This window comes from Streptomyces sp. NPDC001868 (assembly GCF_040297125.1).
Taxonomy (GTDB): domain Bacteria; phylum Actinomycetota; class Actinomycetes; order Streptomycetales; family Streptomycetaceae; genus Streptomyces.
This window is the reverse complement of the sequence record NZ_JBEOYO010000008.1, coordinates 75,945-102,829: the sequence shown is the minus strand read 5'-3', so window position 1 is coordinate 102,829 and position 26,885 is coordinate 75,945. Positions and strand designations below refer to the sequence as shown.

The window sequence follows — 26,885 nt, the reverse complement described above, 5'->3', positions numbered from 1 at the left end:
CCGGATCGTCCCCCGGCGCCGCTGAATCATTCCCTGGAGGGCGGGTCCGGATCACCACGGCAAGGCACCGCATCGCCGGACTGGGCGCCCCCGGTCGCACAGTTCCCCTTCACTGGATCGGCCGAAGGACCACAGCACGTCGGACCGTCTCCCTGAGGTGCTGCGACATGGTGCCGGGCAGGGGCCCAGCCCTTGCGCCGCCAAGCGGGCTCATGACGGCTCAGCCACGGAGATCAAGACGTGCCGCGCCCAAGTCGTCCCCGGTAGACCGGGCGTCACTCCGCAGCCGGAGCACCCCCGGATCAGGCCCGCGGGAGCCTGGCGGCCACGTACTCGGTGAGGTCCAGGAGCCGGTTGGTGTAGCCCCACTCGTTGTCGTACCAGCCGAAGACCTTGACCAGTTCGCCGTGCGCCTGGGTCAGCGGGGCGTCCAGGACGCATGAGGCGGGGTCGCCGACGATGTCACGGGAGACGATCGGGGCGTCGGAGACCCGCAGGACGCCCTTGAGCGGCCCGTCGGCGGCCTCCCGGAAGGCGGCGTTGACCTCGTCCGCGGTCACGGGCCGCTCCAGGACCACGCTCAGGTCGGTCAGCGAGCCGTCCTCGACGGGGACGCGTACGGCGATGCCGTCCAGGGTGCCGGACAGTTCCGGCAGCACGAGGCCGACCGCGCGGGCGGCACCGGTGCTGGTGGGGATGATGTTGACGGCGGCGCTGCGGCCGCGACGGAGGTCCTTGTGCGGGCCGTCGAGGACGACCTGGTCGTTGGTGTAGCCGTGGATGGTGGTCATCAGGCCCTTGACGAGGCCGAAGTGCTCGTCCAGCACCTTCACCAGGGGGGCCACGCAGTTGGTGGTGCACGACGCGTTGGAGACGACGTGGTGCTGCTCGGGGTCGTACGTCCCCTCGTTGACGCCCACGACGACGGTGGCGTCGACTCCCTTGCCCGGCACGGAGAGCAGCACCTTGCGTGCCCCTGCCGTCAGGTGCAGTCCGGCCTGTTCGCGGGTGCGGAAGCGGCCGGTGGACTCGATGACCACGTCCACGCCGTGCTCGCCCCAGGCCAGCTTCGCCGGGTCGCGCTCGGCGGTCACGGCGATACGGTGTCCATCGACGGTCAGCGAGGTGTCGTCGTGGTCGACGGTGCGGCCGAGCCGCCCGTACGTCGAGTCGTACTGCAACAGATGCGCCAGCGCGGCCGGCGAGGTCAGGTCGTTGACCGCCACCACCTCGACGGGGGCGCCGGTGCCGTTCTGCGCGCGTTCCAGTACACAGCGCAGGTAGTTGCGTCCGATGCGGCCGAAGCCGTTGATGCCCACGCGCACGCCCATGTCCCGTGTCCTCCTGATCGATCCCGGGTCTGTGTCTGATGCACAGCCTGGGCGAGGCGGGCCGGGCGGAACATGGGCCTTACGGGGGCGGGATGAGGGCCGTTCGGCCCGGCCGACCGCGTGGTCCTCCCGAAACCGGGCTCAGTGTCCGTCCCGCTTCAGCCGCTCCTGGGCCTGGCTCGCGAGGACCGCGGCCTGCGCGCGCCGCTCCACGCCGGGCTTGGCCGGCGGCCAGGAGAGGTGGTTCTTGACGGTCCTCTCGGCGAGATGGAGCCGCCGGCCGATCTGGCGGTTGGTCAGGCCCTCGCCGATCAGGGCGAGGATCTCCCGCTCGCGGTCGGTCAGGTTCGGCAGGTCGTCCGGCTCCGCTTCCCCGGTGTGCCCGCCGTGATCGAGTCCGGCAGCCTGGCCGCCGCCGACCGGGCCGGGCGGGGGAAGCCGAGATGCTGGTGCTGGGCTCCAGCGGTCATGGCGCCGTCGCCGGATTCGTGCTCGGCTCCGTCGGACAGCGGGTGCTCGCCCGCGCGAAGAACCCGGTGGGCCTGGTGCGGGCGAACCCGCGCTCGGCATGTGCGTCGGGCCTGTCACCCATGCTGTCCTGGAAACGTGCCGCGGCCCCGTCGCGGCCGTCCCGCACGTCCGAGAGCCGGCCCGCTGGAGGGCGGGGCAGGTTCCGGACGCCGGAGGGCCGGTTTCCGCACGCGCTGAGGGCCGAAGGGCTCAGCGCCGAGGACATCCGGTACCTGCCTTCGCATCGCCGCGGAGCACGAACCTGGAGCCGCACCGTACCCGACAGGCGCGGCCCGCTCCGGGGAGCATCGGATGAGGGCAGCAGTCCTCCGGTCCTTCGCCGAGCCGCTGGTGATCGGGAGGCGGTCCGCCCCGGAGCCCCGGCCCGTCTGTATCCGGAAGCCGGAAGCCAACAGTCAGAAGGAAGTGCACACGTCATGGCCCGTTATGTGTACGAGTTCACCGAGGGCGGCCGGGACCTGGCCGGTCTGCTCGGCGGCAAGGGCGCCAATCTGGCCGAGATGACCCGAATGGGCCTGCCGGTGCCGCCCGGTTTCACCGTGACCACCGAGGCCTGCCGGGCCTTCCTGGCCACGGGCTCCGAGCCGGCCGGTCTGGCCCGCGAGATCTCCGAGCACCTGACCGCACTGGAGCACACGGCCGGACGGCTGCTCGGGGAGCCGGATGATCCGCTGCTGCTGTCCGTCCGCTCGGGGGCACGTTTCTCCATGCCCGGCATGATGGAGACGATCCTCGACATCGGCCTCAACGACGAGTCCGTGCTGGGGCTGGCCAAGACCTCCGGGAACGAGCGCTTCGCCTGGGACTCCTACCGCCGTCTCGTGCAGATGTTCGGCAGCACGGTCATGGGTGTCGACGGTGCGCTGTTCGAGGACGTCATGGCCCGCCTCAAGGAGGCCCGCGGGGCCGCCGACGACCTGGGCCTGGACGCGACCGATCTGGCCGAGCTCGTCGAGGCGTACAAGGAACTGATCCGCCAGGAGACCGGCGACTACTTCCCCCAGGCTCCGGCCGAGCAGCTGCGCCGGGCCGTTCTCGCGGTCTTCGAGTCCTGGAACGGCGAACGCGCCCGGCTCTACCGCCGCCGCGAGCACATCCCCGACGACCTGGGCACCGCGGTGAACGTGCAGACCATGGTCTTCGGCAACCTCGGCCCCGACTCCGGCAGCGGCGTCGCCTTCACCCGCGACCCGGCGACCGGTCACACCGGCCTGTACGGCGACTACCTGTCCAACGCTCAGGGCGAGGACGTCGTCGCCGGCATCCGCAACGCCGTCCCGCTGACCGAACTGGAGCGCCTGGATCCGCCGTCGTACGCGCGACTGCGGGACCATCTGCGGACGTTGGAGTCGCACTACCGGGATCTGTGCGACATCGAGTTCACCATCGAGCGCGGCAGGCTGTGGATGCTGCAGACGCGGGTGGGCAAGCGGACCGCCGAGGCGGCGTTCGTCATCGCCGCCGAGCTGGTCGACGAGGGGCTCATCACGCCGGAAGAGGCCCTGGCGCGGGTCAGCGGCGACGGGCTCGCGCGGCTGATGTTCCCGCGGTTCGACACCTCGGCCGTCGGTGAGGCTCTCGCGCACGGCATCCCGGCCTCGCCCGGTGCCGCCGTCGGCGCGGCCGTCTTCGACTCGGCCGAAGCGGTACGGCGCGCGTCCGCCGGGGAGAAGGTCGTCCTCGTACGGCAGGAGACCACCCCCGACGACCTGCCCGGCATGGTCGCCGCCCAGGCCGTGCTGACCAGCCGTGGCGGCAAGACCAGTCACGCGGCCGTGGTGGCCCGGGGCATGGGCAAGGTCTGCGTGTGCGGCGCCGAAGAGATCGCCGTGGACCCGCAGGGGCGCCGTTTCACCGTGGGCGGCACCACGGTCGAGGAGGGCACGGTCATCTCCGTCGACGGGTCCGAGGGCGCCGTGTACCCGGGCGCGGCCTCGTTGGTGGACTCGGCGGTGATGCGGTACTTCGAGACCGGCGGGCCCGGTGAGCGGTCGGCCGAGCTGGTCGACGCCGTGGCCCGCGCCATGCGACAGGCCGACGGTGTACGGCGGCTGGGCGTGCGGGCGAACGCCGACACACCCGAGGACGCCGCACGGGCCCGGCGGTTCGGCGCCGAGGGCATCGGGCTGTGCCGTACCGAGCACATGTTCCTCGGCGATCGGCGGCAGCTGGTCGAGGCGATGATCCTGGCCCGTACCGACGCCGAGCGGGAGCGGGCGCTGGACGCGCTGCTGCCGCTGCAACGGCAGGACTTCATCGGCATTCTGGAGGCGATGGACGGGCTGCCGGTGACCATCCGGCTCCTCGACCCACCGCTGCACGAGTTCCTGCCGGACCGCACCGGACTCGCCGTGCGTCTCGCGGCCGCCGAGGCACAGGGCAGCCCGCCCAGCGCGCACGACGCCGAACTGCTGGACGCCGTGAACCGCATGCACGAGGAGAACCCGATGCTCGGCCTGCGCGGCGTGCGCCTGGGCCTGGTGGCGCCCGGCCTGGTCGCCATGCAGGTGCGGGCGATCGCCGAGGCGGTGGTGGAGCGCAAGCGGGCAGGTGGAGATCCACGAGCGGAGATCATGGTCCCGCTGATCGACACGGTCGAGGAACTGCGTCTCGTGCGCGAGGAAGTGCAGCTGGTACTGGCCGAGGTCTCCACCGCCTCGGGGATCGCCGTGGAGTGCCCGGTCGGCACGATGATCGAGCTGCCCAGGGCGGCACTCACCGCGGGCCGGATCGCCGAAGAGGCCGAGTTCTTCTCGTTCGGCACGAACGACCTGACCCAGACCACCTGGGGTTTCTCCCGCGACGACGTCGAGGCGGCGTTCTTCTCCGCCTACCTCGACAAGGGCATCTTCAAGGTCTCTCCGTTCGAGACGATCGACCGCGAGGGCGTGGGGCGACTGGTCGAGATCGCGGTCGAGGAAGGACGTGCGGCGCGCCCCGGCCTGAAGATCGGCGTATGCGGTGAGCACGGCGGGGATCCGGAGTCGGTGCACTTCTTCCACGGTGCGGGACTGGACTACGTCTCCTGCTCGCCGTTCCGGGTCCCCGTGGCCCGCCTTGAGGCCGGCCGGGCCGCACTTCCCCGGACGGAAACCAGCGACAGCAGGTGAGCGCGGAAAGGGAGTGGGCGTCATGACCCGCACCATCGGCGAGGTGATGACCCGGGAGGTCGTCGCAGCGCACCCGGAGACATCGTTCAAGGAAGTGGCACGACTGCTGGACGAACACCGGATCAGCGGACTTCCTGTGGTGGACCACGACGACAAGGTCCTGGGGGTGCTCTCCGAGACCGACCTGGTCCACGGCCAGGCGGCCCGGTTCGCACTCGGCCGGGAACGGCGTTTCCGGATCCCCGCGCTGCGCCGCGCCGCCCGTCGCACGGCCGCCGTCGCGCGCGCCACGACCGCGCGGGACCTGATGTCGACGCCCGCGATCACCGTGCACCCGGAACAGCGCGTCGCGGACGCCGCCCGTGTGATGGAACGCCACCACATCGAACGTCTCCCCGTCGTGGACGAGGAGGACCGGCTGATCGGCATCGCCACCCGCCGTGACCTGCTGCGGGTCTTCTTGCGCACGGACGAGGAGATCCGCGAGGACGTGCTCGACACGCTGACCCGCGCCATGGGGCTGCCGCCCCACACCGTGATCGTCTCGGTCCGGGACGGCCTGGCCACCCTGGAGGGACGGCTGAAGCTCCGTGGCGACATCGCACAGGCCGTCCGGCATGCCTGGCGCGTCGACGGGGTGGTCGGTGTCGTGAACAGCCTCACCTTCCACATCGACGACATCCACCCGCCCGAGAAGCACCCGTCACGAAGGATCGAGCACCACTGGCTGCCCGAGCGCTGACCTCGGGCGGTGCGAGGGCTGAGCGGTACGGCGGCCGGGGTCACACCCGGGGCCGTCCGGCCCGGCGGATCCGGGCCTGTCGGGACCTCGCCGGGGACCGACGGGACCTGGGGACGGCGCGGCGTCCGGGAGAGCCTGCTGGTGGGAGTGGCACCGATCCCTCACGGTGCCACTCCCCCTACCGAGCCGCCGACCACGCGGCTCCACCGACGACGGAGGCGTACCCATGACCCGCCACGACGACCGACCCCGGACCGCTGCCACGGCCACCGCCGACGCACCGTCCGACATCGCCATCGCCGTGGACCGGCTGGTGACGGCCGGCCTCAAGGCACTGGCCGACTACGAGGCACTCACCCAGGAGCAGGTCGACCACATCGTCAACAAGGCCTCGGTCGCCGCCCTGGACCAGCACACCGCACTGGCCCGGCTCGCCGTGGAGGAGACCGGGCGCGGCGTCTTCGAGGACAAGGCCGCCAAGAACATGTTCGCGTGCGAGTACGTCACGCACAGCATGGGCCGCATGAAGACCGTCGGCGTCATCGCCCGCGACGACATCGAGGACATGGTCGAGATCGCGGAACCGGTGGGTGTGGTGTGCGCGATCACGCCCGTGACCAACCCGACCTCCACCACGATCTTCAAGGCGCTGATGGCGCTGAAGACCCGCAACCCGATCGTGTTCGCCTTCCACCCGTCCGCCCAGCGGTGCAGCGCGCGGGCCGCCCGGATCGTGCGTGACGCCGCCGTCGCCGCGGGCGCGCCGGAGCACTGCGTCCAGTGGATCGAGACCCCTTCGGTCGAGGCCACCGGCACGCTCATGCGCCACGCGGGTGTCTCACTGATCCTCGCCACCGGCGGCAACGCCATGGTCAAGGCCGCCTACTCGGCCGGCAAGCCCGCCCTGGGCGTCGGCGCGGGCAACGTCCCCGCGTATGTGCACAGGAGCGCCGAGCTGCGCCGGGCCGTCAACGACCTGGTGCTGTCCAAGTCGTTCGACAACGGCATGATCTGCGCCTCCGAGCAGGCCGTCATCCTGGACGACGAGATCTACGACCGGGCGGTGACGGAGTTCCGCACCCTGCACGCCCACCTGGCGACCGCCGAGGAGAAGGCGAAGCTGGAGGCGTTCCTGTTCCCCACCGGCCGGACGGGGAAGGGCTGCGAGCCCAAGGTCAACGCGGCGGCCGTCGGGCAGAGCCCGGTGTGGATCGCCGAGCAGGCGGGCTTCACCGTTCCCGTCGGCACCTCGCTCATCCTGGTCGAGGCCGCCCGGGTCGGCCCGGACGAGCCGCTGACCCGCGAGAAGCTCTGCCCGGTGCTCGCCGTGCTGCGCGCCCGCTCCGAGGAGCAGGGCTTCGGCCTGGCCGCCGACATGGTCGCCTTCCACGGCCAGGGGCACAGCGCGGTCATCCACACCGAGGACCGCGACCTCGCCGAGGCGTACGGCAGGCGTATCAAGACCGTACGGATCATCGTCAACGCCCCGTCCTCGCAGGGCGCCATCGGCGGCATCTACAACGGCCTGCTGCCCTCGCTCACGCTGGGCTGCGGCTCCTGGGGCAGCACGTCGGTGTCCGACAACGTCTCCGCGGCCCAGTTGCTGAACGTCAAACGGGTCGGGACGCGCCGCAACAACCTGCAGTGGTTCAAGATCCCGCCGAAGATCTACTTCGAGCCGCAGGCCATCCGGTACCTCGCCGACATGCCGGACGTCCACCGCGTCACGGTCGTCACCGACGCGACCATGACCCGACTCGGCTTCGTCGACCGCGTCGACCGAATCCTCAGGCGCCGTCCCGAGCCCGTGACGCTGCAGATCATCGACAACGTGGAACCGGAACCCAGCATCGACTCCGTGCAGCGCGGTGCCCGCCTCATGCGGGACTTCCGCCCGGACACGATCATCGCGCTCGGCGGCGGCTCGCCCATGGACGCGGCCAAGGTGATGTGGCTTCTCTACGAGCACCCGGACACCGACTTCGCCGACATGCGGCACAAGTTCTCCGACATCCGCAAGCGAGCGTTCCGCTTCCCCGTCCTGGGCCGGCTCGCCCGTCTGGTGTGCGTACCCACCACGTCCGGCACCGGCGCCGAGGTCACACCGTTCGCCGTGATCTCCGACCCCGCCACCGGCAAGAAGTACCCGCTGGCCGACTACGCGCTCACACCCAGCGTGGCCATCGTCGACCCGCTGCTCACCACCGAGCTGCCCGCAGCACTGGCCGCCGACAGCGGCTTCGACGCCCTCACCCACGCCCTCGAGGCGTACGTCTCCGTCTACGCCAACGATTTCACCGACGGCCTCGCCCTGCACGCGATCCGCCTGGTCTTCGACAACATCGAGGCGGCGGTGAACGACCGCACCGGCCGTCCCGACGCGCGCGAGAGGATGCACAACGCCGGCACCATCGCGGGCATGGCCTTCGGCAACGCCTTCCTCGGCATCGTCCACGCCATGTCCCACACCCTCGGCGCCACCTTCCACATCGCCCACGGCCGCACCAACGCCGTCCTGCTCCCCCATGTCATCCGCCACAACGGCACCGTCCCGACCAAGCTCACCGGCTGGCCCAGGTACGAGAGCTACCGCGCCCCCGAACGCTTCCAGGACATCGCCCGCGCTCTCGGCCTGCCGGCCACCACCCCGGCCGAGGGCGTGGAGTCGCTCGCCACCGCCGTGGAGTGCCTGCGCGAGGCGGTGGGCATCGAGCCGTCGTTCCGGTCCCTCGGCGTGGACGAGCGCGCCTTCCTCGACGCCCTGCCCCAGCAGGCCCTCAACGCCTACGAGGACCAGTGCGCCCCCGCCAACCCACGGATGCCCATGCTCGACGACATGCGGGAGATCATGCGTACCGCCTACTACGGCCCCGCGAACACGCCGAGCGCCTGAGGGGCCGATCGGCCGGGACCGGTGGCCCCGGGGCGGCACCGGTCTGCCCTCGCGGCCGTGCCCGCCCTGTGGTCACGCTGGTCATAGGCCCCTTCCTGCGGCCGGCGTCCTGGGGTGAAGGAGTTGATCGACATGACGACCGTGGCAGGCATACCGGACCGCCCCGTCCGCGTGAACGCGGTGCTCGACGCACCGCTGTCCCGGTGGCTGTGGCTGGTGAAGTGGATCCTGGTCATCCCCCACTACGTGGTGCTGTTCTTCCTCTGGATCGCGTTCACCGTGGTCGGCGTGATCGCGTTCTTCGCCATCCTGTTCACCGAGCGCTATCCACGCGCCTTGTTCGACTTCAACCTGGGGGTGCTGCGCTGGACCTGGCGCGTCTCCTACTACTCGTACGGAGCACTGGGCACGGACCGGTACCCGCCGTTCAGCCTGGGTGAGGAACCCGGCTACCCGGCGCGGCTGGACATCGCCTACCCCGAGCGCCTCTCCCGCGGCCTGGTCCTGGTGAAGTGGTGGCTGCTGGCCATCCCGCACTACATCGTCATCGGCTTCTTCGTCGGCGGCTGGCACTCCGGCTGGTGGGGCGGTGGACTCGTCGCCGTACTGACGTTGATCGCCGCCGTGACCATGGCCTTCACGGAGAAGTACCCCACGGATCTGTTCGATCTGATTGTCGGCCTCAACCGATGGGTGCTGCGGGTCGCCGCCTACGCCTGCCTGATGACGGACACGTATCCGCCGTTCCGGCTCGACATGGGCGGCACCGAGCCGAGGACTGCGGAGCAGCCGTCATGACCCCCGAACCGGTGTCGTCGCCGCCGTGACCCCCGCATGCCCGGCCGACTGTGATCAGGCGTGCGGGACGACCGCCACCGGCGCCGAGGCGTGGTGGAGCACCGCGTGAGTGACGGGGCCGACGTGGCTGCCGACCGGTGCGCGGCGGATGCGTCGTCCCACGACGACCAGCGCCGCTTCCCGCGACGCGTCCACGAGGTGGGCGCCCGCGCCGCCGACCACGCTCTGCGTACGCACCTCGACGTCGGGGAACTTGTCCCTCCACGGCTCCAGTACATCGGCTACATCGGCCGGACCGGCATAGAGCCCGGTGTCCAGGACATCCTCGTCGCCATTGGAGGACGGAACGCTCCAGCCGTGCACGACGCGCAGCACAGCCGCGCGGCGTCGTGCGGCGTCGAAGGCGAACTCGATGACGGCGTCGCCGGGGCCCGCGAGGTCCAGCCCCAGCACGACCTCCCGGTACGGAGTGGCCGCGGACGACGTTCCCGCGGCGTCCGGCAGGTGCTCGTGCTCGGCGCGCTCACCCGCCCGTACGAGGACGACAGGACTCTCGGCGCGGGCCAGGACGGCGAGGGCGACGGAGCCGACCAGGAGGCCCGCGACGGTGCCGATGCCGCGGGATCCGAGTACCAGGAGGCCGGCTTCCCCGGCGGCGGCCGACAGCGCCGCGACAGGCTGTCCGGCGATCTGGTCGGCGGTGATCCGCAGGGCTGGGTGGCGGTGACGGAGGGCGGTCCCGACCTCGCGGAGCATCCGTGCGGAGCGGTCCGCACCAGGCGGCGGCACGGCTTCCCCGCCGAACGGAGTGTAGGCGTGGAGCGGCAGCTCCCCGGCGTGCACGAGACGCAGGGGTACGTCGCGGAGCAACGCTTCGCGGGCGGCCCAGTCGGCTGCGGCAAGGCTCTCGGGGGAGCCGTCGAGGCCGACGGCGATGACACGGGGCATGCGAGGGATCTCCTTCAGGATGCGATGCCAGTCTCCGAGCCGCGCGAGGGAGAGGGCAGGGGCCTCAAGTCCCCGCTGAGGACCGACCATGATGACCAGGTCACAGCGCCCGCAGTCCGTGTGCGCGGAACTGCTCGCGCACCCGCTCCGTGAGCTCCTCTCCCGGAGCGGATGTGTCACGCAACGGGAAGGGGATCCCGAGGGCGTCGTACTTGTGGGCGCCGAGCTTGTGGAACGGCAGGACGTCCACACGGTCGACACCGCCGAGACCGGCGGCGAAGCGGGCGAGGCCGTCGACGGCCTTCGGGTCGTCGGTCCAGCCGGGGACCAGGACGTAGCGGATCCACATCGGGACGCCGAGCCGGTCGAGGCGGGTGGCGAAGTTCAGCGTCGGTGTGAGTTCGCCGCCTGTCAGCTTCCGGTAGGTGTTGATGTCGAAGGACTTGATGTCCAGCAGCACCAGGTCGGTGTCCGCGAGGAGGTCGTCGCCGGCGCGGGCGCCGAGGAAGCCGGAGGTGTCGAGGGCGGTGTGCAGTCCGGCCTCCTTGCAGCGGCGCAGCACTTCACCGGTGAAGGCGGGCTGGAGCAGTGGCTCTCCGCCGGTGACCGTGACCCCGCCGCCGGCCGTGGTGATGAACGGGCGGTACTTCTCGATCTCCGCCACCACGTCGTCCACGGTCGTGTCCCGGCCGTCGCGCAGGTGCCAGGTGTCCGGGTTTGCGCAGTACAGGCAGCGCAGCGGACAGCCGGAGACGAAGAGCACGAACCGGGTCCCGGGACCGTCCACGCCGGTGGACAGGTCCCAGGAGTGGATCCGGCCGGTGGTCACCGAGCTCACAGCGTTCCGTGGAAGGTGCGGCTGATCACGTCGAGCTGCTGCTCGCGGGTCAGCCGGACGAAGTTGACGGCGTAGCCGGAGACGCGGATGGTCAACTCCGGGTATTTCTCTGGGTGTTCCATCGCGTCCTCCAACAGCGCCCGGTCCAGCACGTTGACGTTCATGTGGAAGCCGCCCGAGGACATGTAGGCGTCGAGGATGCCCACCAGGTTGCCCGCGCGCTCCTGCGGGCAGTGCCCCAGCCCCTCAGGAGTGATCGTGGTCGTCAGCGAGATGCCGTCGCGGGCCTGCTCGTACGGCAGCTTGGCGACCGACAGGGCGGAGGCGGCCACGCCGTGCCGGTCGCGGCCGTTCATCGGGTTGGCGCCGGGCGCGAAGGGCTGTCCGGCACGGCGGCCGTCGGGGGTGTTGCCCGTGTGCTTGCCGTAGACGACGTTGGAGGTGATGGTCAGCACCGACTGGGTGTGCTCGGCGTCCCGGTAGGTGGGGTGCCTGCGCACCTTCGCCATGAAGGACTCGACCAGGCCGACGGCGAGCGAGTCCACGCGGTCGTCGTTGTTGCCGTACGCCGGGAACTCGCCCTCCGTCTCGAAGTCGACGGCCAGCCCCGTGGCGTCCCGGATGACCTTCACCCGTGCGTACTTCACCGCGGACAGACTGTCGGCCGCGACCGACAGGCCGGCGACACCGCAGGCCATGAAGCGGTGCACGGGATGGTCGTGCAGGGCCATCTCGATGCGCTCGTAGGCGTACTTGTCGTGCATGCAGTGGATGACGTTGAGCGTGTCGACGTACGTCTGCGCCAGCCAGTCCAGGACACGGTCGTAGGCCGCCGACAACTCCTCGTAGTCCAGGTACTCCCCCGTCAGAGGAGGCGTCTCGGGAGTGATCTGGTCGCCGGTCATCTCGTCGCGACCGCCGTTGACGGCGTACAGCAGCGCCTTCGCCAGGTTCACGCGCGCACCGAAGAACTGCATCTGCCTGCCTACCGCCATGGCCGAGACGCAGCAGGCGATGGCGGTGTCGTCGCCGGTGCGCGGACGCGTCAGCTCGTCCGACTCGTACTGGACTGCACTGGTGTCGATGGACACCTGGGCGCAGAACTCCTTGAAGCCGGCCGGGAGGCGAGGCGACCAGAGCACGGTGAGGTTGGGCTCGGGCGCGGGGCCGAGGTTGTAGAGGGTCCGGAGGAAGCGGAAGGAGGTGCGGGTGACCAGCGTCCGGCCGTCGCCACCCATGCCGCCGATGGACTCGGTGACCCAGGTGGGGTCGCCGGAGAACAGCGCGTCGTACTCGGGGGTGCGCAGGAACCGCACGATCCGCAGCTTGATCACGAAGTCGTCGATCAGTTCCTGGGCGCGGGTCTCGTCGATGAGCCCTCGCGTCAGGTCCCGCTGAAGGTAGACGTCCAGGAAGGTCGATGTGCGGCCCAGCGACATCGCGGCGCCGTTCTGTTCCTTCACGGCGGCGAGATAGCCGAGGTACAGCCACTGCACGGCCTCGTGCGCGGTGGCGGCGGGCCGGGAGACGTCACAGCCGTAGCCGGCCGCCATCCGCATCAGCTCGCCGAGAGCGCGGATCTGCTCGGCCAGTTCCTCACGGTCACGGATGACGTGCTCGGTGGACGGTTCGGCGTCCAGCAGGGCCCGTTCGGCGCGTTTCGCCTCGATCAGCCGGTTGGTGCCGTACAGCGCGACCCGCCGGTAGTCGCCGATGATGCGGCCCCGGCCGTACGCGTCCGGCAGCCCGGTGATAATGCCGACCCTGCGGGCCGCTCGCATCGCGTCGGTGTACGCGTCGAACACACCGTCGTTGTGGGTCTTGCGGTAGGTGCCGAAGACGCGCGTCACGAACGGGTCGGGCTCGTAGCCGTACGCCCTCAGCCCGTTCTCCACCATGCGCAGGCCGCCGTTCGGCATGATCGCGCGCTTCAACGGGGCGTCGGTCTGGAGGCCGACGATCAGTTCGCGGTCGCGGTCGATGTATCCGGGGGCGTGCGAGGTGATGGTGGAGGGGGTGGCGGTGTCGACGTCGAGGACGCCCCTGCGCCGCTCCTCCGGGAAGAGGGCGCTGACCTTCTGCCAGACGGCGCGCGTGCGATCCGTGGGACCGGTCAGGAAGGACGCGTCGCCTTCGTACGGCGTGTAGTTCGCCTGGATGAAGTCACGCACGTCGATCTCCGTGCGCCACCGTTTTCCCGCGAAGCCGCTCCAGGCCTCGGCCCTGCGGTTGCCAGCTGTCACCGTTGCGGTCATCGCCGGTTGTCCTCTCCCAGTGTCACATGTGTGCCTCTCACCTCCGATGCTGGTCCTTCGCCGCACTCGCGGGCAGTGCCCGACAGGGCCCGTGACGGGCGCCGTTCGTCCCCCGCCGGTGGGCCGTTCAGCCCAAGGCCCTGCCCACGCCCTGCCCGAGCCCGCCCTCAACTCGGCGAGGGCCGGACGAGGGTGTTGTCGCCGGTGCGGCCGGCGAAGTAGTCCTCCATGTTGGTGACAGTCGTGGCGACGATCTGTTCCACGGCGTCCCGGGTGAAGTACGCCTGGTGCGAGGTGACGAGCACGTTGTTGAAGGTCATCAGCCGGGCGAGGCGTTCGTCCGTCATCACCTCCAGGGACTTGTCGAGGAAGAACAGGCCGGCCTCCTCCTCGTACACGTCCAGGCCGACACCCCGTAGTCGCCCCGCGCGCAGGGTGTCCAGCAGGGCGTCGGTGTCGATCAGGCCGCCGCGGCTGGAGTTGACCAGGATCGCGTCGTCCTTCATCAGGGCCAGGGCCTGGGCGTCGACCAGGTGGTGGGTGTCGGACAGGAGCGGCACGTGCAGGCTGACCAGGTCCGCCTCGGCGAACAGCCGCTCGCGCGCGGTGTACCGCATACCGAGGGCCAGGCAGTCGGGATTCTCGGTGATGTCCCAGCCCAGCAGTCGCATGCCGAAACCGTGGGCGATCCGGGTGAACGCGGTCCCGATCCTGCCGGTGCCCACCACACCCGCGGTCCGGCCGTGCAGGTCGCGGCCCATCAGTCCGTCGAGCCGGAAGTCGAACTCCCGGGTGCGGTGCGCGGCCCGGACGATCCGGCGGTCGACGGCCAGCGCCAGCGCCCAGGCGAACTCGGCGACCGCGTACGGCGAGTAGGCCGACACCCGCGCCACCGTCAGACCCAGCTCCTCGGCCGCCGTCAGGTCGATGTTGTTGAAGCCGGTGGAACGCTGGGCGATCATCCGCGTGCCACCCGCGGCCAGCGAGCGCAGCACCTCCGCGTCGAGGGTGTCGTTGACGCAGCAGAGCACGATCTCGTGGCCGTCGGCGGTCGGGGTGGTGTCCCTGTCCAGGAAGAGCGACAGGCAGCGGAGTCGATGGCGGCCGGCGAACGCCTGGTCGAACGCCTCCCGCAGCAGCGGCTCCTCGTCCGCCTGGACGCCGTACGCCACGATCTCCACGTGCGTTCCTCCCATGGGTACGGCCATGAGGCGGCCATGAGGACAGATCGTCCACCTCCTCACCGTAGGACGACACCCATGAGGCGACGGGGGCGACGGGTCCCACCGTTGGGCCACCTGGCGCAAACCTCCTGAGAAGTGACACCTCCAGCGCGCAGCGGCGAGCAGGGGGTCAACTCCTTTCCCCCTCGGCCCCCACGAGTTCGGCCGCGATACGGGTGGCCCACTCCTGGACGGCGGCGAAGTCACGGAAGTCGCCGCCCTTTCCGGAGCGGAGGATCATCCCGGCGACCCATCCCTTGGCTCCCTCCTCCAGGCAGCCCCCGAAGGTGACGTGTTCCCGGGAGTCGAGCCGGTCCATGGCCTTCTGCACACCGGGGACGGGCGGGATGTCCCGCTCCGAGGCGGAGGGGTCGAGCGGGCCGCTGCTGAAGAGCCACAGCGGGCGTTCGGCGAGTTCGTGCCGGTGACGGCGGACGAAGCGCCGGGCGTCCCTGTGCCAGCGCCCCGCGTACAGTCCGCCGCCGACCACCACGGCGTCGTACGACGCCACGCTCGCCACGGACCGGGCCGGCAGTGTCTCGGCGGCGAGTCCCTCCTTGCTCAGGACCTCCGCGATGGTCTCGGCGATCTGTGCGGTCGATCCGTTCGTCGTTCCGTAGGTGACCAGCACACTGGTGGGCATGACGGTCCGCCTCCTCTCACAGGTCGTGGTCAGATCCTCGGCAGCCAGTCGTCGGCGACGCCGTGCCGTACCGGCTCACCGGGCAGGGGACGGGAGTCGTCCAGCCGGTGGGTGAGCCGGTCGACGACCGCGACCACACCGTCGATCCTCCGGGTCATGGAGACGGCGATCTCCGTCTCGCTCCTGCGCTCCAAATGGCCGTCGAGTGTGACGACGCCTTCCTCCACGGAGACGTCGACGGATCGCGGCGCCAGCCACAGCGAGCGCATCAGCACCTCCTCGATCACCTCCTGTCGGATGTCCCGGTCCGGACGCAGGAAGACCTGAAGCAGGTCGCTCCTGGTGACGATGCCGACCAGCCGCTCCTCCCCGTCCACCACGGGAAGCCGTTCCACACACCGCTGCGCCATGGTGCGGGCGGCCTCGACGATGGTGTCGTCGGTGTGCGCGGTGACGGGCGGCCTGGTCATCAACCGGCCGGCGGTACGAGCCCTCGCCTTCGAGGCCCGCCTCCGGGCGCCGCGCGTCAGTCCGGTGAGCCGGAAGTGACGCTTCGGCCGCCAGGGATCGGGGGTGTCCGCCTGCCGCAGCATCAGGTCCGTCTCGGAGATGACGCCGATGACCTTGCCGTCGTCGTCGACCACCGGCAGTCCGCTGATCCGGTGGTCGGCCAGCAGTCGCACCACCTCCTTGAAGGGGGTGCCGTACTCGGCACGGACGACGTCCGTGGTCATCACGGAGCCGATCTTGTTGTGTCTCACGTCCCTTTCCCTTCTCGGCGGAGTCCTCGCAGAAGTGAGTGCGGGGGAGGTCGCGAGGGGATGTCCCTCGTTCGTTTTGGGATGCGGCGACGGTCGTCGCGTCAGTCGTGTGCGATGACGGCGACGGGGGCGGCGGCGTGGTGCAGGACGGCGTGGGTGACCGGGCCGATGTGCGCGCCGAAGGGGCTGCGGCGGATCCGGCGGCCGACGACCACGAGGGAGGCACCGCGAGAGGCATCGACGATGTGGGGGGCGGCGCTGCCCCAGCGGGGCTCCTCGACGACCTCGACGGTGGGGAACTTCCGCCGCCACGGGCTCAGGACCTCGGACAGGACGGCCGCCTGCTGCTTCCTCAGCTCGGGACCGAGTTCCGCGTCGGCCGGGATGGCGTACGCGTAGTACGGCGGTGGGTTCCAGCCGTGGACGACCCGCAGGGAGGTCTTCCGCCGAGCCGCCGCGTCGAAGGCGAACTCGATCACCGTCTCGTGCGGGTGGCCGGTGTCGAGGCCGAGGACGACGGGCCGGAAGGGAGTACCGCCACCGGACGGGATTCCGGCCGGGTGGTCCACCGAGTGCTCGTCCGCGGCCTGTTCCCCGGCTCGGACAAGGATCACCGGCCGCCCGGTGTGGGCGACTACCAGCTGGCCGACGGAGCCCACCAGGAAGCCGCCGACGCCGCTCAGGCCGCGGGAGCCGAGGACCAGCAGTTCGGCGTCCTTCGCCACGCGTGTCAGCACCTCGGCGGGCCGGCCGCTGATCTGTTCCACGGTCATGTCCACCTCGGGGTGCCGCGGCCTCAGACTGTCGGCCGCCTCTCGCGGTACCCGCTCGCTCCAGTGCTGCATCGTCTCGGCGCCGAGGAGCGGTGCCTGGGCCATGGGCTCGGGCACGGGTTCCCAGACGTGGACGAGCCTCAGCGGCAGGCCGCGCTGCTTCGCCTCGCGGGCCGCCCACTCCGCGGCGGCCAGGCTCTCGGCCGAGCCGTCGAGACCTGCGACAACGGTGTTGACCATGGTTCCTGCCTCCTCAACGGGGATGTGCTTCCAGCGTCGCTGCCGGGGAGCGGCCCGTGCAGGGGCCACAGGTCTCCCGCCGGCGGCCCGAACGGCCCTGAAGCCCGCAGGTGCGGCAGGCGGCGGCACCGCCGTGGCGCGGCGGCGTCCAAAGTTCTCCTCGTTCCTGGGGAAGCGACGCGGCGACGCAATCGCCCGACGTGAGCCTGGGCCGAACACCGTCCGGCCCGGCCGGTGACCGTCCACCGACCGGGCCGCGGTCCACTGCCCCGCGACGCCCCGCGCACGGGCGGGCCGGCCGCTCTGGGCCGTCCGGCCTCCACCGGTGACCTACGGCCCCTGATGGTGTCCGTCGGCGGGGGGACAGGGTGGCACGTGGTTCCCGATCAGCAGGCGAGTACGAGGAGTTGTGTGATGGCGAAGGCGTATCTGGTGGGCAGCGGGATCGCGGCGCTCGCCGCGGCGACATACCTGATCCGCGAAGGCGGTTTCGACGGAGCGGACATCCATCTCTTCGAGGAGCAGCGCACCATCGGCGGCAGCCTGGACGCGGGCGGCACTCCGGACACCGGCTACACCATGCGCGGCGGTCGGATGTTCGAGGCCGAGTACCGCTGCACGTACGACCTGCTGTCCGGCATCCCCTCCCTCGACGACCCCTCGATCTCGGTGACGCGGGAGATCCTGGCCGGACACGAGGACTTCGCCTGGGACGACGTCGCCCGCCTCGTCGACGGGAACGGGAAGATCGTCGACACCACGTCGATGGGGTTCTCCGAGCGGGACCGGCTGGACCTGGTGCGCTGTCTGGTCACACCCGAGGGGCACCTGGACGGCAAGCGGATCACCGACTGTTTCGGCGACCACTTCTTCACCACCAACTTCTGGTTCCTGTGGTGCACCACGTTCGCCTTCCAGCCCTGGCACAGCGCGATCGAGTTCCGCCGCTACCTCAAGCGTTTCATCCACCTCCTGCCCGAGTTCGCGTCCCTGGCGGGCATCCACCGGACCCGCTACAACCAGTACGACTCGATCGTGCGGCCCCTCGCCGCCTGGCTGCGCGAGCGCGGCGTCACCGTCCACACGGGCTGCCACGTCACCGACCTGGCGTTCACGCCCGGGGCCCGGAGCGGCACGGTCAAGGGCATCCACCTCTCCCGGGCCGGCCGCGACGAGCGGATCGAGGTGGCCCCCGAGGACCTCGTCCTGGTCACCAACGGTTCGATGACCGACGCCTCCAGCCTCGGCACACACACCTCGGCACCGCCTCCGCCTCCCCGCACCTCGGACGCCTGGCTGCTCTGGCACCGAGTGTCCAGGGGACGTGAGGACTTCGGCGACCCGGCCGTCTTCGACAAGCACGTCAAGGAGTCACGCTGGGAGTCGTTCACCGTCACCGCCACGGACCCCGTCTTCCTCGACGCGCTGGCCGGGTTCAGCGGCCGGGAGACCGGCCGGGGCGGCCTGATGACCTTCACCGACTCCAACTGGCTGCTCACCGTCGTCGCGGGCCGTCAGCCCGTCTACCGCGACCAGCCCGAGGGCGTCTCGGTCTGGTGGGGCTACGGCCTCTTCCCCGGCCGCGCCGGCAACCACACGCCCAAACCCATGACCATGTGCTCCGGCCGGGAGATCCTCGAAGAGGTCCTCCACCACCTGCCCTTCGACGACCGGACCGCGACCCGTGTCCTGGAGACCTCCACGGTCGTGCCCTGCCTGATGCCCTACATCACCAGTCAGTTCCTGCCCCGCCGACGCGAAGACCGCCCCGAGGTCGTCCCCGACGGATCGGTCAACCTCGCCTTCATCGGCCAGTTCGCCGAAGTCCCCGACGACGTCACCTTCACCGTCGAGTACTCGATACGAACCGCCTGGACGGCGGTCTCCCGACTCCTCAAGCTCGACAAGCACCCGCCCGCGGTCCACAAGGGCCACCACGACCCCCGCGTCCTGGCCGCCGCGCTGGAGACCATGCACCGCCGGTAGCCCGCACCGTCCGGAACGGCCGGCCCGCTCCGGACCAGGCGCGGAAACGCGCACTCACCGTGGTGCGCGGCTCTCACTCATGGGGGACCACGGCCACGGGGCAGCCCGCGTGCTGGATGACCGCGTGAGTGACGGGACCGGTGCGCGGGCCCACCGGCCGGTCGGTCAGCCGGTGGCCGACGACCAGCAGGCTCGCGGACGAAGCGGCCCGCACCAGCGCCGTGGAGGCCTTGCCCTGGACGACGGTCTCCAGCACTTCGGTCCCGGGGTACTTCTCACGCCACACCTGAAGCACCGCGGACAGGAACCCCTGCCATTCCTCCGCCCGCCGCCGCTCGTCCACCAGAGCGATGTCCCCGGGCCCCAAGCTGAACGCGGAGGGGGACTGCCAGGCGTACACGACCCGGAGCCTCGCCCCGCGCGCCCGAGCGGCCTCGAAGGCGAACTCGACCACCTCGTCGCACGGATCGCCGAGGTCCAGACCGAGCACCACGTCCCGGTACGCGGTCCGGGTCGAGCCACTGCCGTCGTCCGCCGGGACGTGTTCGTCCTCCGCCTCCTCCCCCGCGCGTACGAGGACGACGGGACGGGTGGCCCTCGCCACCACCCCGAGGGCGACCGAGCCCACCAGGAACCCGGCGAAGCCGCTCAGCCCACGTGATCCCAGCACCAGCAGCTCGGCCCGCTCGCCCTGCCTGAGCAGCGCCTCGGTCGCCGTGCCCTCGACCTGCTCGTCACGCGGCAGCGCACCGTGGACGGCCGCACGGACACGGTCCTCCGCCTCCCTCAGCACACGCCGCCCCAGAGATCGCTGAGCGGCGCTCGCGGTCTCCCCCTCGCCCTGGCGGGGATGCCAGTGCCACGCGTGCACCAACGTGAGGGGCCGCTCCCGGCGCGCCGCCTCGCGGGCCGCCCACTCGGCGGCGGCCAGGCTCTCCGCGGATCCGTCGACTCCGGCGACGACGAACGGCAGCATGACACGTACCTCCTCCTCTTGATTCCCCGTCCCAGTACCAGAGTTGCCCAGGATCGAGCTGTTCAGGAGGGGCCACCGGGCACCGTCGGGGACCGTCCGGCCCCTACTCGTGCGGGCCGGCCGCGGGGGTCAGTCCGGGAGGGCCAGTCGGCTCGTCTCCCCCGGCTGGAGACGCACACCGCGATCGGGCAGCCGGACGTCGATCGGAGACCGGTCGGACGACGGCACCGCGATCTCCAGCCACCCGCGCTCAAGCCGCAGGCGCACGCCCCACTGCCCCTGGTAGCGCAGGGTGAACCCGTACGACGACAGTTCCGGCAACGGCACCGGGTCCAGCCACAGCGCACCGTCACGGGTCTCCAGTCCGGTCAGTCCGCGCTGGACGAGGTCGAGGGTGCCGGCCATGGCGCCGAGATGGATTCCCTCACCCGTGGTGCCGCCCTGCAGATCGGCGATGTCGCCGCGCAGGGCCTCCTGGCAGTACGTCCACGCCTCGGCGCGCCGCGCCCGGGCCAGTACCCAGCCGTGTACCAGACCGCTGAGGGTGGAACCGTGGCTGGTGCGTGCGAGATAGTGGTCGACGGTGCGCCGCCAGGCGTCCTCGTCCAGCGCGTAGCCCAACCTGCCTAACAGGCCTTGGAGTTCGGACGGCGGGAAGAGGTATCCGAGCATCAGGACATCGGCCTGCTTGGACGCTTGGTAGCGATTGACGGTGTCACCCTCAGCCTCCAGGATCCGGTCGAGGCGCCGGATGTCGCCGTACCTCTTCCGGTAACCGTCCCAGTCGAGTTCGGCGAGGTCGCCGTAGCCCTCGAACTGGCTGATGACGCCTTCGTGGAAGGGCACGTGGAGGGTGCGGGAGACGTCCTCCCACTGTTCGAGTTCACCGTCGTCGAGGCCGGTGCGTTCGGCGAGTTCGCGTCGCCGCGGTTCCGGCAGGGTCCGCAGCAGCTCAAGCGTGCGGGTGAGCACCCACACGGCGGTGACGTTGGTGTACGCGTTGTCGTCGAGACCGGGCTTCTTCGCTCCGGGATAGGCGTCGTGGTACTCGTCCGGGCCGACCACACCTCGGATGCGATGCCGTCCGAGGCTTTCGTCCCAGGTGGCCGAGTCCGCCCAGAAACGGGCGATCTGGAGCAGCATCTCGGCGCCCTCGGTGTGCAGGAACTCCGCGTCTCCGCTGGCCTCGCAGTACTGCCACACGTTGTACGCGATCGCCGAGCCGACGTGGTGCTGGAGCCGCGAGTGGTCGGGCAGCCAGCGCCCCGAGCGGGGGTTGAGGTGCAGTCGCTGCGTCTCCTCGCGCCCGTCGCTGCCGCTCTGCCACGGGTACAGCGCGCCGCGCCGCCCGATCGCGCGGGCCGCGGTACGGGCCTGGTCCAGACGGCGGTGGCGGTAGCGGAGCAGGGCGCGGGACACCTCGGGGAAGTGCAGGTTGAGGTAGGGCAGCACGAACAGCTCGTCCCAGAAGACGTGGCCGCGATACGCCTCGCCGTGCAGCCCCCGGGCCGGGACGCCGACATCGAGGTCGGCCGTGTGCGGGGAGAGGGTCTGCAGGACGTGGAAGAGGTGCAGCCGCAGGATGTCGCCCGCCTCCCCGCGGACGTCGAGTTCGGCCCGTCGCCACAGCTGGTCCCAGGCCGTGAGATGGGTGTCGAGCAACTCCTGGAACGCGGGCGCGGCGGCCACCCGGTCGACCGCGGCGTCCAGGGGGTCGCTGATCGCGGGGTCGCGTGAGGTGTGCAGGGCGACGGTCTTGTCGACGGTGGCGATGGCGCCAGGTGTCAGGTGCAGGCGCACGCGCTGGACGGCGCGCGAGGGTACGTGCCCGGCCAGGACCGGGGCGTCGGGGGCGTCGGCGGCATCGGCATCTGCATCTGCATCGGTGGTCAGCCTGGCCGCCATGCCGACGCGGATGTCGGAGGTGCGCGTCCGGCAGCGCAGCCACACCGTGTCCGGGGCGGCGGACCCGGTGTGCACGTGGGTCAGGTGGCGTCCGTCCAGGTCGCGGTAGCGCGGCACTCCGGCGTTGGTGACGCCGCCGTCGAGCATGGCCTCGACCTCGATCTCGCCCGAGAACCCTTCGGCGGTGAACTCGGTGCGCAGGGCCGCCAGATGGGGGTCGGCCATGTGCACGAGACGCTGCTGACGCACCGACAGCACCCGGTCCCCGCCGAGCGCGTACCGTGTCCGGCGCTCCAGCAGTCCGGAGGCCAGGTGCAGCGTCTGCCGGTGGTCCAGGACCCGCGCGGTGTCGGGGGTCAGCCAGTGCTCCCCGGCGAGGCGGAACCGGAGCGGCAGCCAGTTCGGGAGGTTGACCATGTCCTCGTTCTCCACCCGGTGTCCCGCGATGTCCGAGGTGAGCCTGTTGTAGCAGCCGGCCGCGTAGGTGCCCGGGTAGTGCACGTCGTCCGCGGCGCATTCGGGCAGTGCGCCACGGGTGGCGAAGTAGCCGTTGCCGAGCGTGCACAGCGACTCCCGCAGCCGCTCGGCGACCGGGTCGTAACCCTCGTACTCCCAGAACCAGCCCGTCACCGCGGTGCTCCTCCCCCGACCAGCTCTCCGAGGTCCCGTACGACGATGTCGGCGCCGTGCCGTCGCAGCGCCTCCGCGGTGTCCGGACCCGCGGTGCGGTCCACGCCGACGACGAGGGCGAATCCTCCGCCCCGGCCCGCCTCGACACCTGCCAGGGCGTCCTCGACGACGGCGGCGCGGTCGGCGGGGACGCCGAGCCGCCGGACGGCTTCCAGGAAGAGGTCGGGCCGCGGTTTGCCCGGCAACGCCAGCCGAGCGGCCTCCCCACCGTCGACGAGCACCTCGAAGAGGTCCAGGACTCCTGCCCGCGTGAGCAGCTCACCGGCGTGGCGGGACGCGGACGCCGCGGCCAGGGGCACCCCCGCCCGGCGCAGGGCACGCACCAGACGAACCGTCCCCGGATACGCGTCGACACCGTGCTCGCGCAGCCGCTCGGTGAACAGTCGCTCCTTGTCCGCGGCGACGGCCCGCACCGTCTCGGCCGCCGGGTCGAGGCCGCGCGAGGCGAGGAAGGCGGCGGCCCCGTCCAGCCGGGACCTGCCGTCCACGTACCGCAGGTAGTCGTCCCGTGTGTCGAACGGGCGCCGCTGCCCGGGAGCCTCGGGCGGATGTGCGCCCAGGAAGGCGTCGAAGGCGGTCTTCCAGGCCGCGGCGTGCACACGCGCCGAGTCGGTGATCACTCCGTCGGTGTCGAAGACGACGGCCCGTACGTCCCGCAGCACGGGCGCGAGCGTGTCGCGGGACTGTACGGGCATGAGTGCTCTCCCTGTGAGCGAGTCACCGGTCGGTCCTGATCTCACGTTCGGCCAGTCGACCACATCTGTTGCCGGCGAACGCCGGCGGACACGGCGTGTGCGCGGCTGCGTGTGGGCAACCCGGCCGAGCCGGAGCCCGGAGTATCGCTGTCCGCGCCGGGCCGCAGGGGTGCGCGGGGCTTGATCGTCACTTTCGCACCGCCGGCAGAAGGGCCCTAGACCTTCCTCACCGGCACGCGCCACATCAGCGAGGTACCGCCGTCGGCGGGCTCCGCCAGTTCGAGCCGTCCGCCCAGGTGCTCGGCGCGTTCCGCCATGTTGCGCAGGCCGCTGCGGCGGCCGTCGGGCGGGATGCCGACGCCGTTGTCCGTGACCGACAGCCGGACCTCCCGTCCGTCGGTCGCGAGCACGACCTCCGCGCGGTCGGCTCGGGCATGCCGGGCGATGTTGGTCAGGGCCTCGGACAGGACGGCCACCACGTTGTCGGCGGTCTCCTTCGGTACATCGGTGTCCAGGAGACCTTCCATCCGCACGCTGGGGGCGAAGCCCACCACAGGTGCCGCTTCCCCCACCACCCTCACGGCGCGGGCCCTCAGCCCACTGCCCTCCCCGCCGTCGCGTGTGCGGAGGCCGAAGATCGTCGACCTGATGATCTTGATGGTCTCGTCGAGGTCGTCCACCGCCCGTGCCACGCGTTCGGACGCCTCCGCGTGCTCGATGAAACGGCCGGCGCTCTGCAGGGTCATGCCCGTGGCGAACAGCCGCTGGATCGCCAGGTCGTGCAGATCGCGGGCGATCCGGTCACGGTCCTTGAGCACCGCGACCTCTTCGGCCTCCAGACGGCGTTCCGCCAGTTCCATCGCGATCGCCGCCTGCGCCGCGAAGCCTCTCAGGAGGTCGATCTCCCTCTCGGTGAACGCCGTGTGCCCGGCCTCCCTCACCAGGAGGAGAACACCTCGTACGCTGTCGCCCGTCCCGACGGGGACGGCCACGGCCGGGCCGAGGCCGGAGAACCTGGGCGGTCCCGCCGAGACGCGTTCGTCGTGGGTGACGTCCGCGCTGGTGACGGCGGTCGCGCCGGAGAACGCCTCGCCGATCAGGGTGCCGTCCATGGGCAGGACCAGGCCTTGGAGGGCATCGGCTTCCCGTCCCAGGGCGAGTTCCACGGACAGCGCGTCCGTGCCCTCCATCGGCATCGCGACGACGGCCAGGGCCGCGCCGGTGATCTCCCGGGCCTGTTCGGCGATCAGACCGAGCACTTCGGCACGCTCGCCGCCCGCCATCAGCCGGTGGACGATCTCCGCGTTCGCCCGCAGCCAGCGCTCCCGCAACCGGGACTCCGCGTACAGCCGAGCGTTGTCGATGGCCACTCCGGCCGCGACGGCCAGGGTGAGCGTGACCGAGACGTCCTCCTCGTCGAACTGGGCCCCGCCTCTTTTCTCGGTCAGGTAGAGGTTGCCGAAGATCTGGTCACGCACCCGGATCGGAACACCGAGGAAGGTGTTCATCGGCGGGTGATGGGGTGGGAAGCCGTACGACGCCGAGTGCTCCGAGATCTTCGCCAGGCGCAGCGGCGCCGGGTGGTGGATCAGCTCCCCCAGGATGCCGTGGCCCTCCGGATAGGGTCCGATCCGGGCGATCTGCTCCTCGGACACACCGACCGTGTGGAAGGCGGAGAGCCGTTTGCCGTCGGGGCCGATCACGCCGAGCGCCGCGTACTCCGCGTCGACCAGCACCGCCGCGGCCTCCACGATGCTGCGCAGGGCCTGCTCCAGGTCCAGCTCCCGGCCGACCGAGAGCACCGCCTCCAGCAGGCTGTGCACCCGGTCGCGGGTGCCGCGGGCCGCGTCCAGACGGGCCTGCAGCTCCTCCAACAGCTCGTCCAGTCGCAGCTGCGGCAGTCGCACGCGGGCCTCTTCGGGGCTTCCCACCTGTTGCTCCTCCAGATCCCCCGGTACGACGGACCCCCACCGGTCCGGTCATCTGCCAAGTTAGTCGTCGGCGGCCTGGGGTGATAGCGGATCCGGCCGAGACGCTCTCCTGCCTGTTCAGGACCGGGATCCGGTCCGGACCGAAGATCGGCGTGGGGCACGGGTGATCCGAGGGACACTGAAGACAGGAGCGGCACCGATCCCCCGCGGTGCCGCTCCGTTCGTCCTCTCTGTCGGCGACCGTCCGTTGGAGACAGCCGGGCCGAGGGGCCCGCCTCTTCGAACGACGCTCGCCGTGCGCCGCCTCTCGGGGCAGAGGTCAGGGGGTCCGGTGGAGAAACCGAACGGCCCTTGGAATCAAGGGCCGTTGGTCCATGCCGGGGACCCGGGCCAAAGGGGTTCGGGACCGCTGGCCGAGGCCTCGTGGCGTCAGGCCGCGCGGACGACGACCTCCTCGTGCGGCTGCTCGCCGAGCACCACCTTGAGGGCACCGGTGTCGGCGGCCCGGGCGAAGATGTCGTAGGCCTCCTCCATGCGGTCCAGCGGGAAGGTGTGGGTGACCAGCTGCCCCGTGGGCAGGCGGCCGGCGGCCGCCATGCGCAGCAGGGTGGGTGTGGAGTGGGTGTCGACCAGGCCGGTGGTGATGGTCACGTTCTTGATCCACAGGTCTTCGAGGTGCAGGGTGGCGGGCTTGCCGTGTACGCCGACATTGGCGACGTGGCCGCCGGGGCGCACCACGCGGGTGCACATCTCGAAGCTCTCCGGCACGCCGACCGCCTCGATGACCACGTCCGCGCCGAGCCCGTCGGTGAGATCGGCGATCAGTTGCTCGGGTTCCTCACGGGCGTCGGCCACGGCATCGGCGCCGAGCAGTTTGGCGGCCTCCAGCCGGGACGCGGCCAGGTCGACGGCGACGATCCGCTCGGGGGCGAACAGGCGTGCCGTGGCGATCGCCGCGAGGCCGATGGGTCCCGCTCCGACGACGGCGACGGTGTCTCCCGGGCGCACGTGCCCGTTGAGCACGCCCACCTCGTACGAGGTGGGGAAGATGTCCGCCAGCAGGACGGCGTCCTTGTTCTCGACCGCACTGGGAAGCACGTGCACGGACAGGTCGGCGTACGGGACGCGGACGTACTCGGCCTGGGTGCCGTCGATCAGGTGGCCGAGAATCCAGCCTCCACCGCCCCGGCACTGGCCGTAGGCGCTTTCCCGGCAGTAGCGGCAGCGCCCGCAGGCGCTGATGCAGGAGATCAGCACGCGATCGCCCGGACGTACGGTCCGGACGTCGCCGCCGACCTCCATGATCTCACCGACGGCCTCGTGCCCAAGGACGGTGCCGGGGTGTACCTCGGGCACGTCGCCCTTGAGGATGTGCAGGTCGGTGCCGCAGATGGTCACGGCGTCGACCCGCACCACGACGTCGGTGGGCTCCTTCACGGCAGGGTCAGGGATCTCCTCCCAGGCCGACTGCCCGGGGCCGTGGAAGACGTAGCCTTTCATCTCGCTCCTCACCGTCCTTCTTTCGAGTGCCGGGATTGCCCCACACATCCAGCTTGTGCCTCGGCCGCACGCTTCGCTCGGGACGTCCGGCCCTCCCCGCCCCCTGACGGGGCCCT

Annotated in this window: 18 protein-coding genes and 2 pseudogenes; 6 read left to right on the top strand and 14 right to left on the bottom strand. The window is 71.0% G+C overall.

The annotated features are described in order from the left end of the window. Positions 1 to 302 precede the first annotated feature (302 nt). Together gap and ABT147_RS12495 are read right to left on the bottom strand one after the other, a co-directional pair. Positions 303 to 1,331: a type I glyceraldehyde-3-phosphate dehydrogenase gene (gene gap / locus ABT147_RS12500; protein ID WP_351404825.1), complete on the bottom strand. Its 1,029-nt coding sequence runs from the start codon at positions 1,329 to 1,331 to the stop codon at positions 303 to 305. Positions 1,332 to 1,472: 141 nt separating this feature from the next. Next, positions 1,473 to 1,718: pseudogene (locus ABT147_RS12495) on the bottom strand (helix-turn-helix domain-containing protein); the annotation flags it as partial. 56 nt (positions 1,719 to 1,774) lie between these two features. Between ABT147_RS12495 and ABT147_RS12490 the strand changes: the two are divergent. The 5 genes and pseudogenes from ABT147_RS12490 to ABT147_RS12470 all read left to right on the top strand — a co-directional run. Then, positions 1,775 to 1,825 (top strand): annotated as a pseudogene (locus tag ABT147_RS12490) (hypothetical protein); the annotation flags it as partial. 453 nt (positions 1,826 to 2,278) lie between these two features. After that, positions 2,279 to 4,972 (top strand): pyruvate, phosphate dikinase, encoded by a 2,694-nt coding sequence (gene ppdK / locus ABT147_RS12485; RefSeq protein ID WP_351405185.1) that lies wholly within the window; start codon positions 2,279 to 2,281, stop codon positions 4,970 to 4,972. A 22-nt stretch (positions 4,973 to 4,994) separates the two neighbouring features. Further along, positions 4,995 to 5,714, top strand: coding sequence for a CBS domain-containing protein (locus tag ABT147_RS12480; protein ID WP_351404823.1), 720 nt, complete (start codon positions 4,995 to 4,997; stop codon positions 5,712 to 5,714). Positions 5,715 to 5,940: 226 nt separating this feature from the next. Further along, positions 5,941 to 8,607 carry a bifunctional acetaldehyde-CoA/alcohol dehydrogenase gene (adhE, locus tag ABT147_RS12475; RefSeq protein WP_351404821.1) on the top strand — a complete coding sequence of 889 codons (2,667 nt, stop codon included), beginning with the start codon at positions 5,941 to 5,943 and terminating at the stop codon, positions 8,605 to 8,607. Between the two features lie 132 nt (positions 8,608 to 8,739). Further along, positions 8,740 to 9,405, top strand: a complete 666-nt coding sequence (locus tag ABT147_RS12470; protein WP_351404819.1) for a DUF4389 domain-containing protein — start codon at positions 8,740 to 8,742, stop codon at positions 9,403 to 9,405. 54 nt (positions 9,406 to 9,459) lie between these two features. Here the strand turns inward: ABT147_RS12470 and ABT147_RS12465 are convergent, their stop codons facing one another. The 7 genes from ABT147_RS12465 to ABT147_RS12435 form a co-directional block, all read right to left on the bottom strand. After that, complete coding sequence (locus tag ABT147_RS12465) at positions 9,460 to 10,353, bottom strand: universal stress protein (RefSeq protein ID WP_351404817.1); 894 nt, start codon at positions 10,351 to 10,353, stop codon at positions 9,460 to 9,462. 100 nt (positions 10,354 to 10,453) lie between these two features. Then, entirely contained in the window at positions 10,454 to 11,191 is a 738-nt protein-coding gene (gene pflA / locus ABT147_RS12460; RefSeq protein WP_351404814.1) for a pyruvate formate-lyase-activating protein, read from the bottom strand. Next, positions 11,188 to 13,446, bottom strand: a complete 2,259-nt coding sequence (gene pflB, locus ABT147_RS12455; RefSeq protein WP_351404812.1) for a formate C-acetyltransferase — start codon at positions 13,444 to 13,446, stop codon at positions 11,188 to 11,190. Before pflB ends, pflA begins: the two co-directional genes overlap by 4 nt. A gap of 167 nt (positions 13,447 to 13,613) precedes the next feature. Then, positions 13,614 to 14,627, bottom strand: coding sequence for a 2-hydroxyacid dehydrogenase (locus tag ABT147_RS12450; protein ID WP_351405183.1), 1,014 nt, complete (start codon positions 14,625 to 14,627; stop codon positions 13,614 to 13,616). A 172-nt stretch (positions 14,628 to 14,799) separates the two neighbouring features. Continuing rightward, positions 14,800 to 15,312, bottom strand: a complete 513-nt coding sequence (locus tag ABT147_RS12445; protein WP_351404810.1) for a flavodoxin domain-containing protein — start codon at positions 15,310 to 15,312, stop codon at positions 14,800 to 14,802. Between the two features lie 29 nt (positions 15,313 to 15,341). Next, positions 15,342 to 16,073 carry a CBS domain-containing protein gene (locus ABT147_RS12440; RefSeq protein ID WP_351404808.1) on the bottom strand — a complete coding sequence of 244 codons (732 nt, stop codon included), beginning with the start codon at positions 16,071 to 16,073 and terminating at the stop codon, positions 15,342 to 15,344. Positions 16,074 to 16,174: 101 nt separating this feature from the next. Beyond that, positions 16,175 to 17,086, bottom strand: a complete 912-nt coding sequence (locus tag ABT147_RS12435; RefSeq protein ID WP_351404806.1) for a universal stress protein — start codon at positions 17,084 to 17,086, stop codon at positions 16,175 to 16,177. Between the two features lie 414 nt (positions 17,087 to 17,500). On the opposite strand from ABT147_RS12435, the gene ABT147_RS12430 reads away from it, so the two are divergent. Next, the gene (locus ABT147_RS12430) at positions 17,501 to 19,072 is read left to right on the top strand and encodes an oleate hydratase (protein ID WP_351404804.1); all 1,572 of its coding nucleotides are present in this window, start codon (positions 17,501 to 17,503) and stop codon (positions 19,070 to 19,072) included. 73 nt (positions 19,073 to 19,145) lie between these two features. On the opposite strand, the gene ABT147_RS12425 is transcribed toward ABT147_RS12430, so the two are convergent. The 5 genes from ABT147_RS12425 to ABT147_RS12405 all read right to left on the bottom strand — a co-directional run bounded on the left by ABT147_RS12425 (position 19,146) and on the right by ABT147_RS12405 (position 26,769). After that, positions 19,146 to 20,048, bottom strand: coding sequence for a universal stress protein (locus ABT147_RS12425; RefSeq protein ID WP_351404802.1), 903 nt, complete (start codon positions 20,046 to 20,048; stop codon positions 19,146 to 19,148). A 129-nt stretch (positions 20,049 to 20,177) separates the two neighbouring features. Further along, a complete protein-coding gene (locus ABT147_RS12420) occupies positions 20,178 to 22,583 on the bottom strand; it encodes a glycoside hydrolase family 65 protein (RefSeq protein ID WP_502983079.1) in 2,406 nt (801 codons plus the stop codon). Next, positions 22,580 to 23,338 carry an HAD family hydrolase gene (locus tag ABT147_RS12415; RefSeq protein WP_351404800.1) on the bottom strand — a complete coding sequence of 253 codons (759 nt, stop codon included), beginning with the start codon at positions 23,336 to 23,338 and terminating at the stop codon, positions 22,580 to 22,582. Before ABT147_RS12415 ends, ABT147_RS12420 begins: the two co-directional genes overlap by 4 nt. A gap of 215 nt (positions 23,339 to 23,553) precedes the next feature. Continuing rightward, positions 23,554 to 25,269 (bottom strand): sensor histidine kinase, encoded by a 1,716-nt coding sequence (locus tag ABT147_RS12410; protein WP_351404797.1) that lies wholly within the window; start codon positions 25,267 to 25,269, stop codon positions 23,554 to 23,556. Between the two features lie 429 nt (positions 25,270 to 25,698). Then, on the bottom strand, positions 25,699 to 26,769 hold the full coding sequence (locus tag ABT147_RS12405; RefSeq protein ID WP_351404795.1) for a zinc-dependent alcohol dehydrogenase family protein: 1,071 nt from the start codon (positions 26,767 to 26,769) through the stop codon (positions 25,699 to 25,701). Positions 26,770 to 26,885 lie beyond the last annotated feature (116 nt).

What these genes read in the sequence shown, in the direction of transcription:
- ABT147_RS12480 (WP_351404823.1), top strand. Translation starts at nt 4,995, where the DNA reads ATGACCCGCACCATCGGCGAGGTGATGACCCGGGAGGTCGTCGCAGCG.
- ABT147_RS12430 (WP_351404804.1), top strand. Translation starts at nt 17,501, where the DNA reads ATGGCGAAGGCGTATCTGGTGGGCAGCGGGATCGCGGCGCTCGCCGCG.
- ABT147_RS12405 (WP_351404795.1), bottom strand. Translation starts at nt 26,769, where the DNA reads ATGAAAGGCTACGTCTTCCACGGCCCCGGGCAGTCGGCCTGGGAGGAG.
- ABT147_RS12415 (WP_351404800.1), bottom strand. Translation starts at nt 23,338, where the DNA reads ATGCCCGTACAGTCCCGCGACACGCTCGCGCCCGTGCTGCGGGACGTA.
- gap (WP_351404825.1), bottom strand. Translation starts at nt 1,331, where the DNA reads ATGGGCGTGCGCGTGGGCATCAACGGCTTCGGCCGCATCGGACGCAAC.
- pflB (WP_351404812.1), bottom strand. Translation starts at nt 13,446, where the DNA reads ATGACCGCAACGGTGACAGCTGGCAACCGCAGGGCCGAGGCCTGGAGC.
- adhE (WP_351404821.1), top strand. Translation starts at nt 5,941, where the DNA reads ATGACCCGCCACGACGACCGACCCCGGACCGCTGCCACGGCCACCGCC.
- ABT147_RS12445 (WP_351404810.1), bottom strand. Translation starts at nt 15,312, where the DNA reads ATGCCCACCAGTGTGCTGGTCACCTACGGAACGACGAACGGATCGACC.
- ABT147_RS12470 (WP_351404819.1), top strand. Translation starts at nt 8,740, where the DNA reads ATGACGACCGTGGCAGGCATACCGGACCGCCCCGTCCGCGTGAACGCG.
- ABT147_RS12465 (WP_351404817.1), bottom strand. Translation starts at nt 10,353, where the DNA reads ATGCCCCGTGTCATCGCCGTCGGCCTCGACGGCTCCCCCGAGAGCCTT.
- ppdK (WP_351405185.1), top strand. Translation starts at nt 2,279, where the DNA reads ATGGCCCGTTATGTGTACGAGTTCACCGAGGGCGGCCGGGACCTGGCC.
- ABT147_RS12435 (WP_351404806.1), bottom strand. Translation starts at nt 17,086, where the DNA reads ATGGTCAACACCGTTGTCGCAGGTCTCGACGGCTCGGCCGAGAGCCTG.
- ABT147_RS12425 (WP_351404802.1), bottom strand. Translation starts at nt 20,048, where the DNA reads ATGCTGCCGTTCGTCGTCGCCGGAGTCGACGGATCCGCGGAGAGCCTG.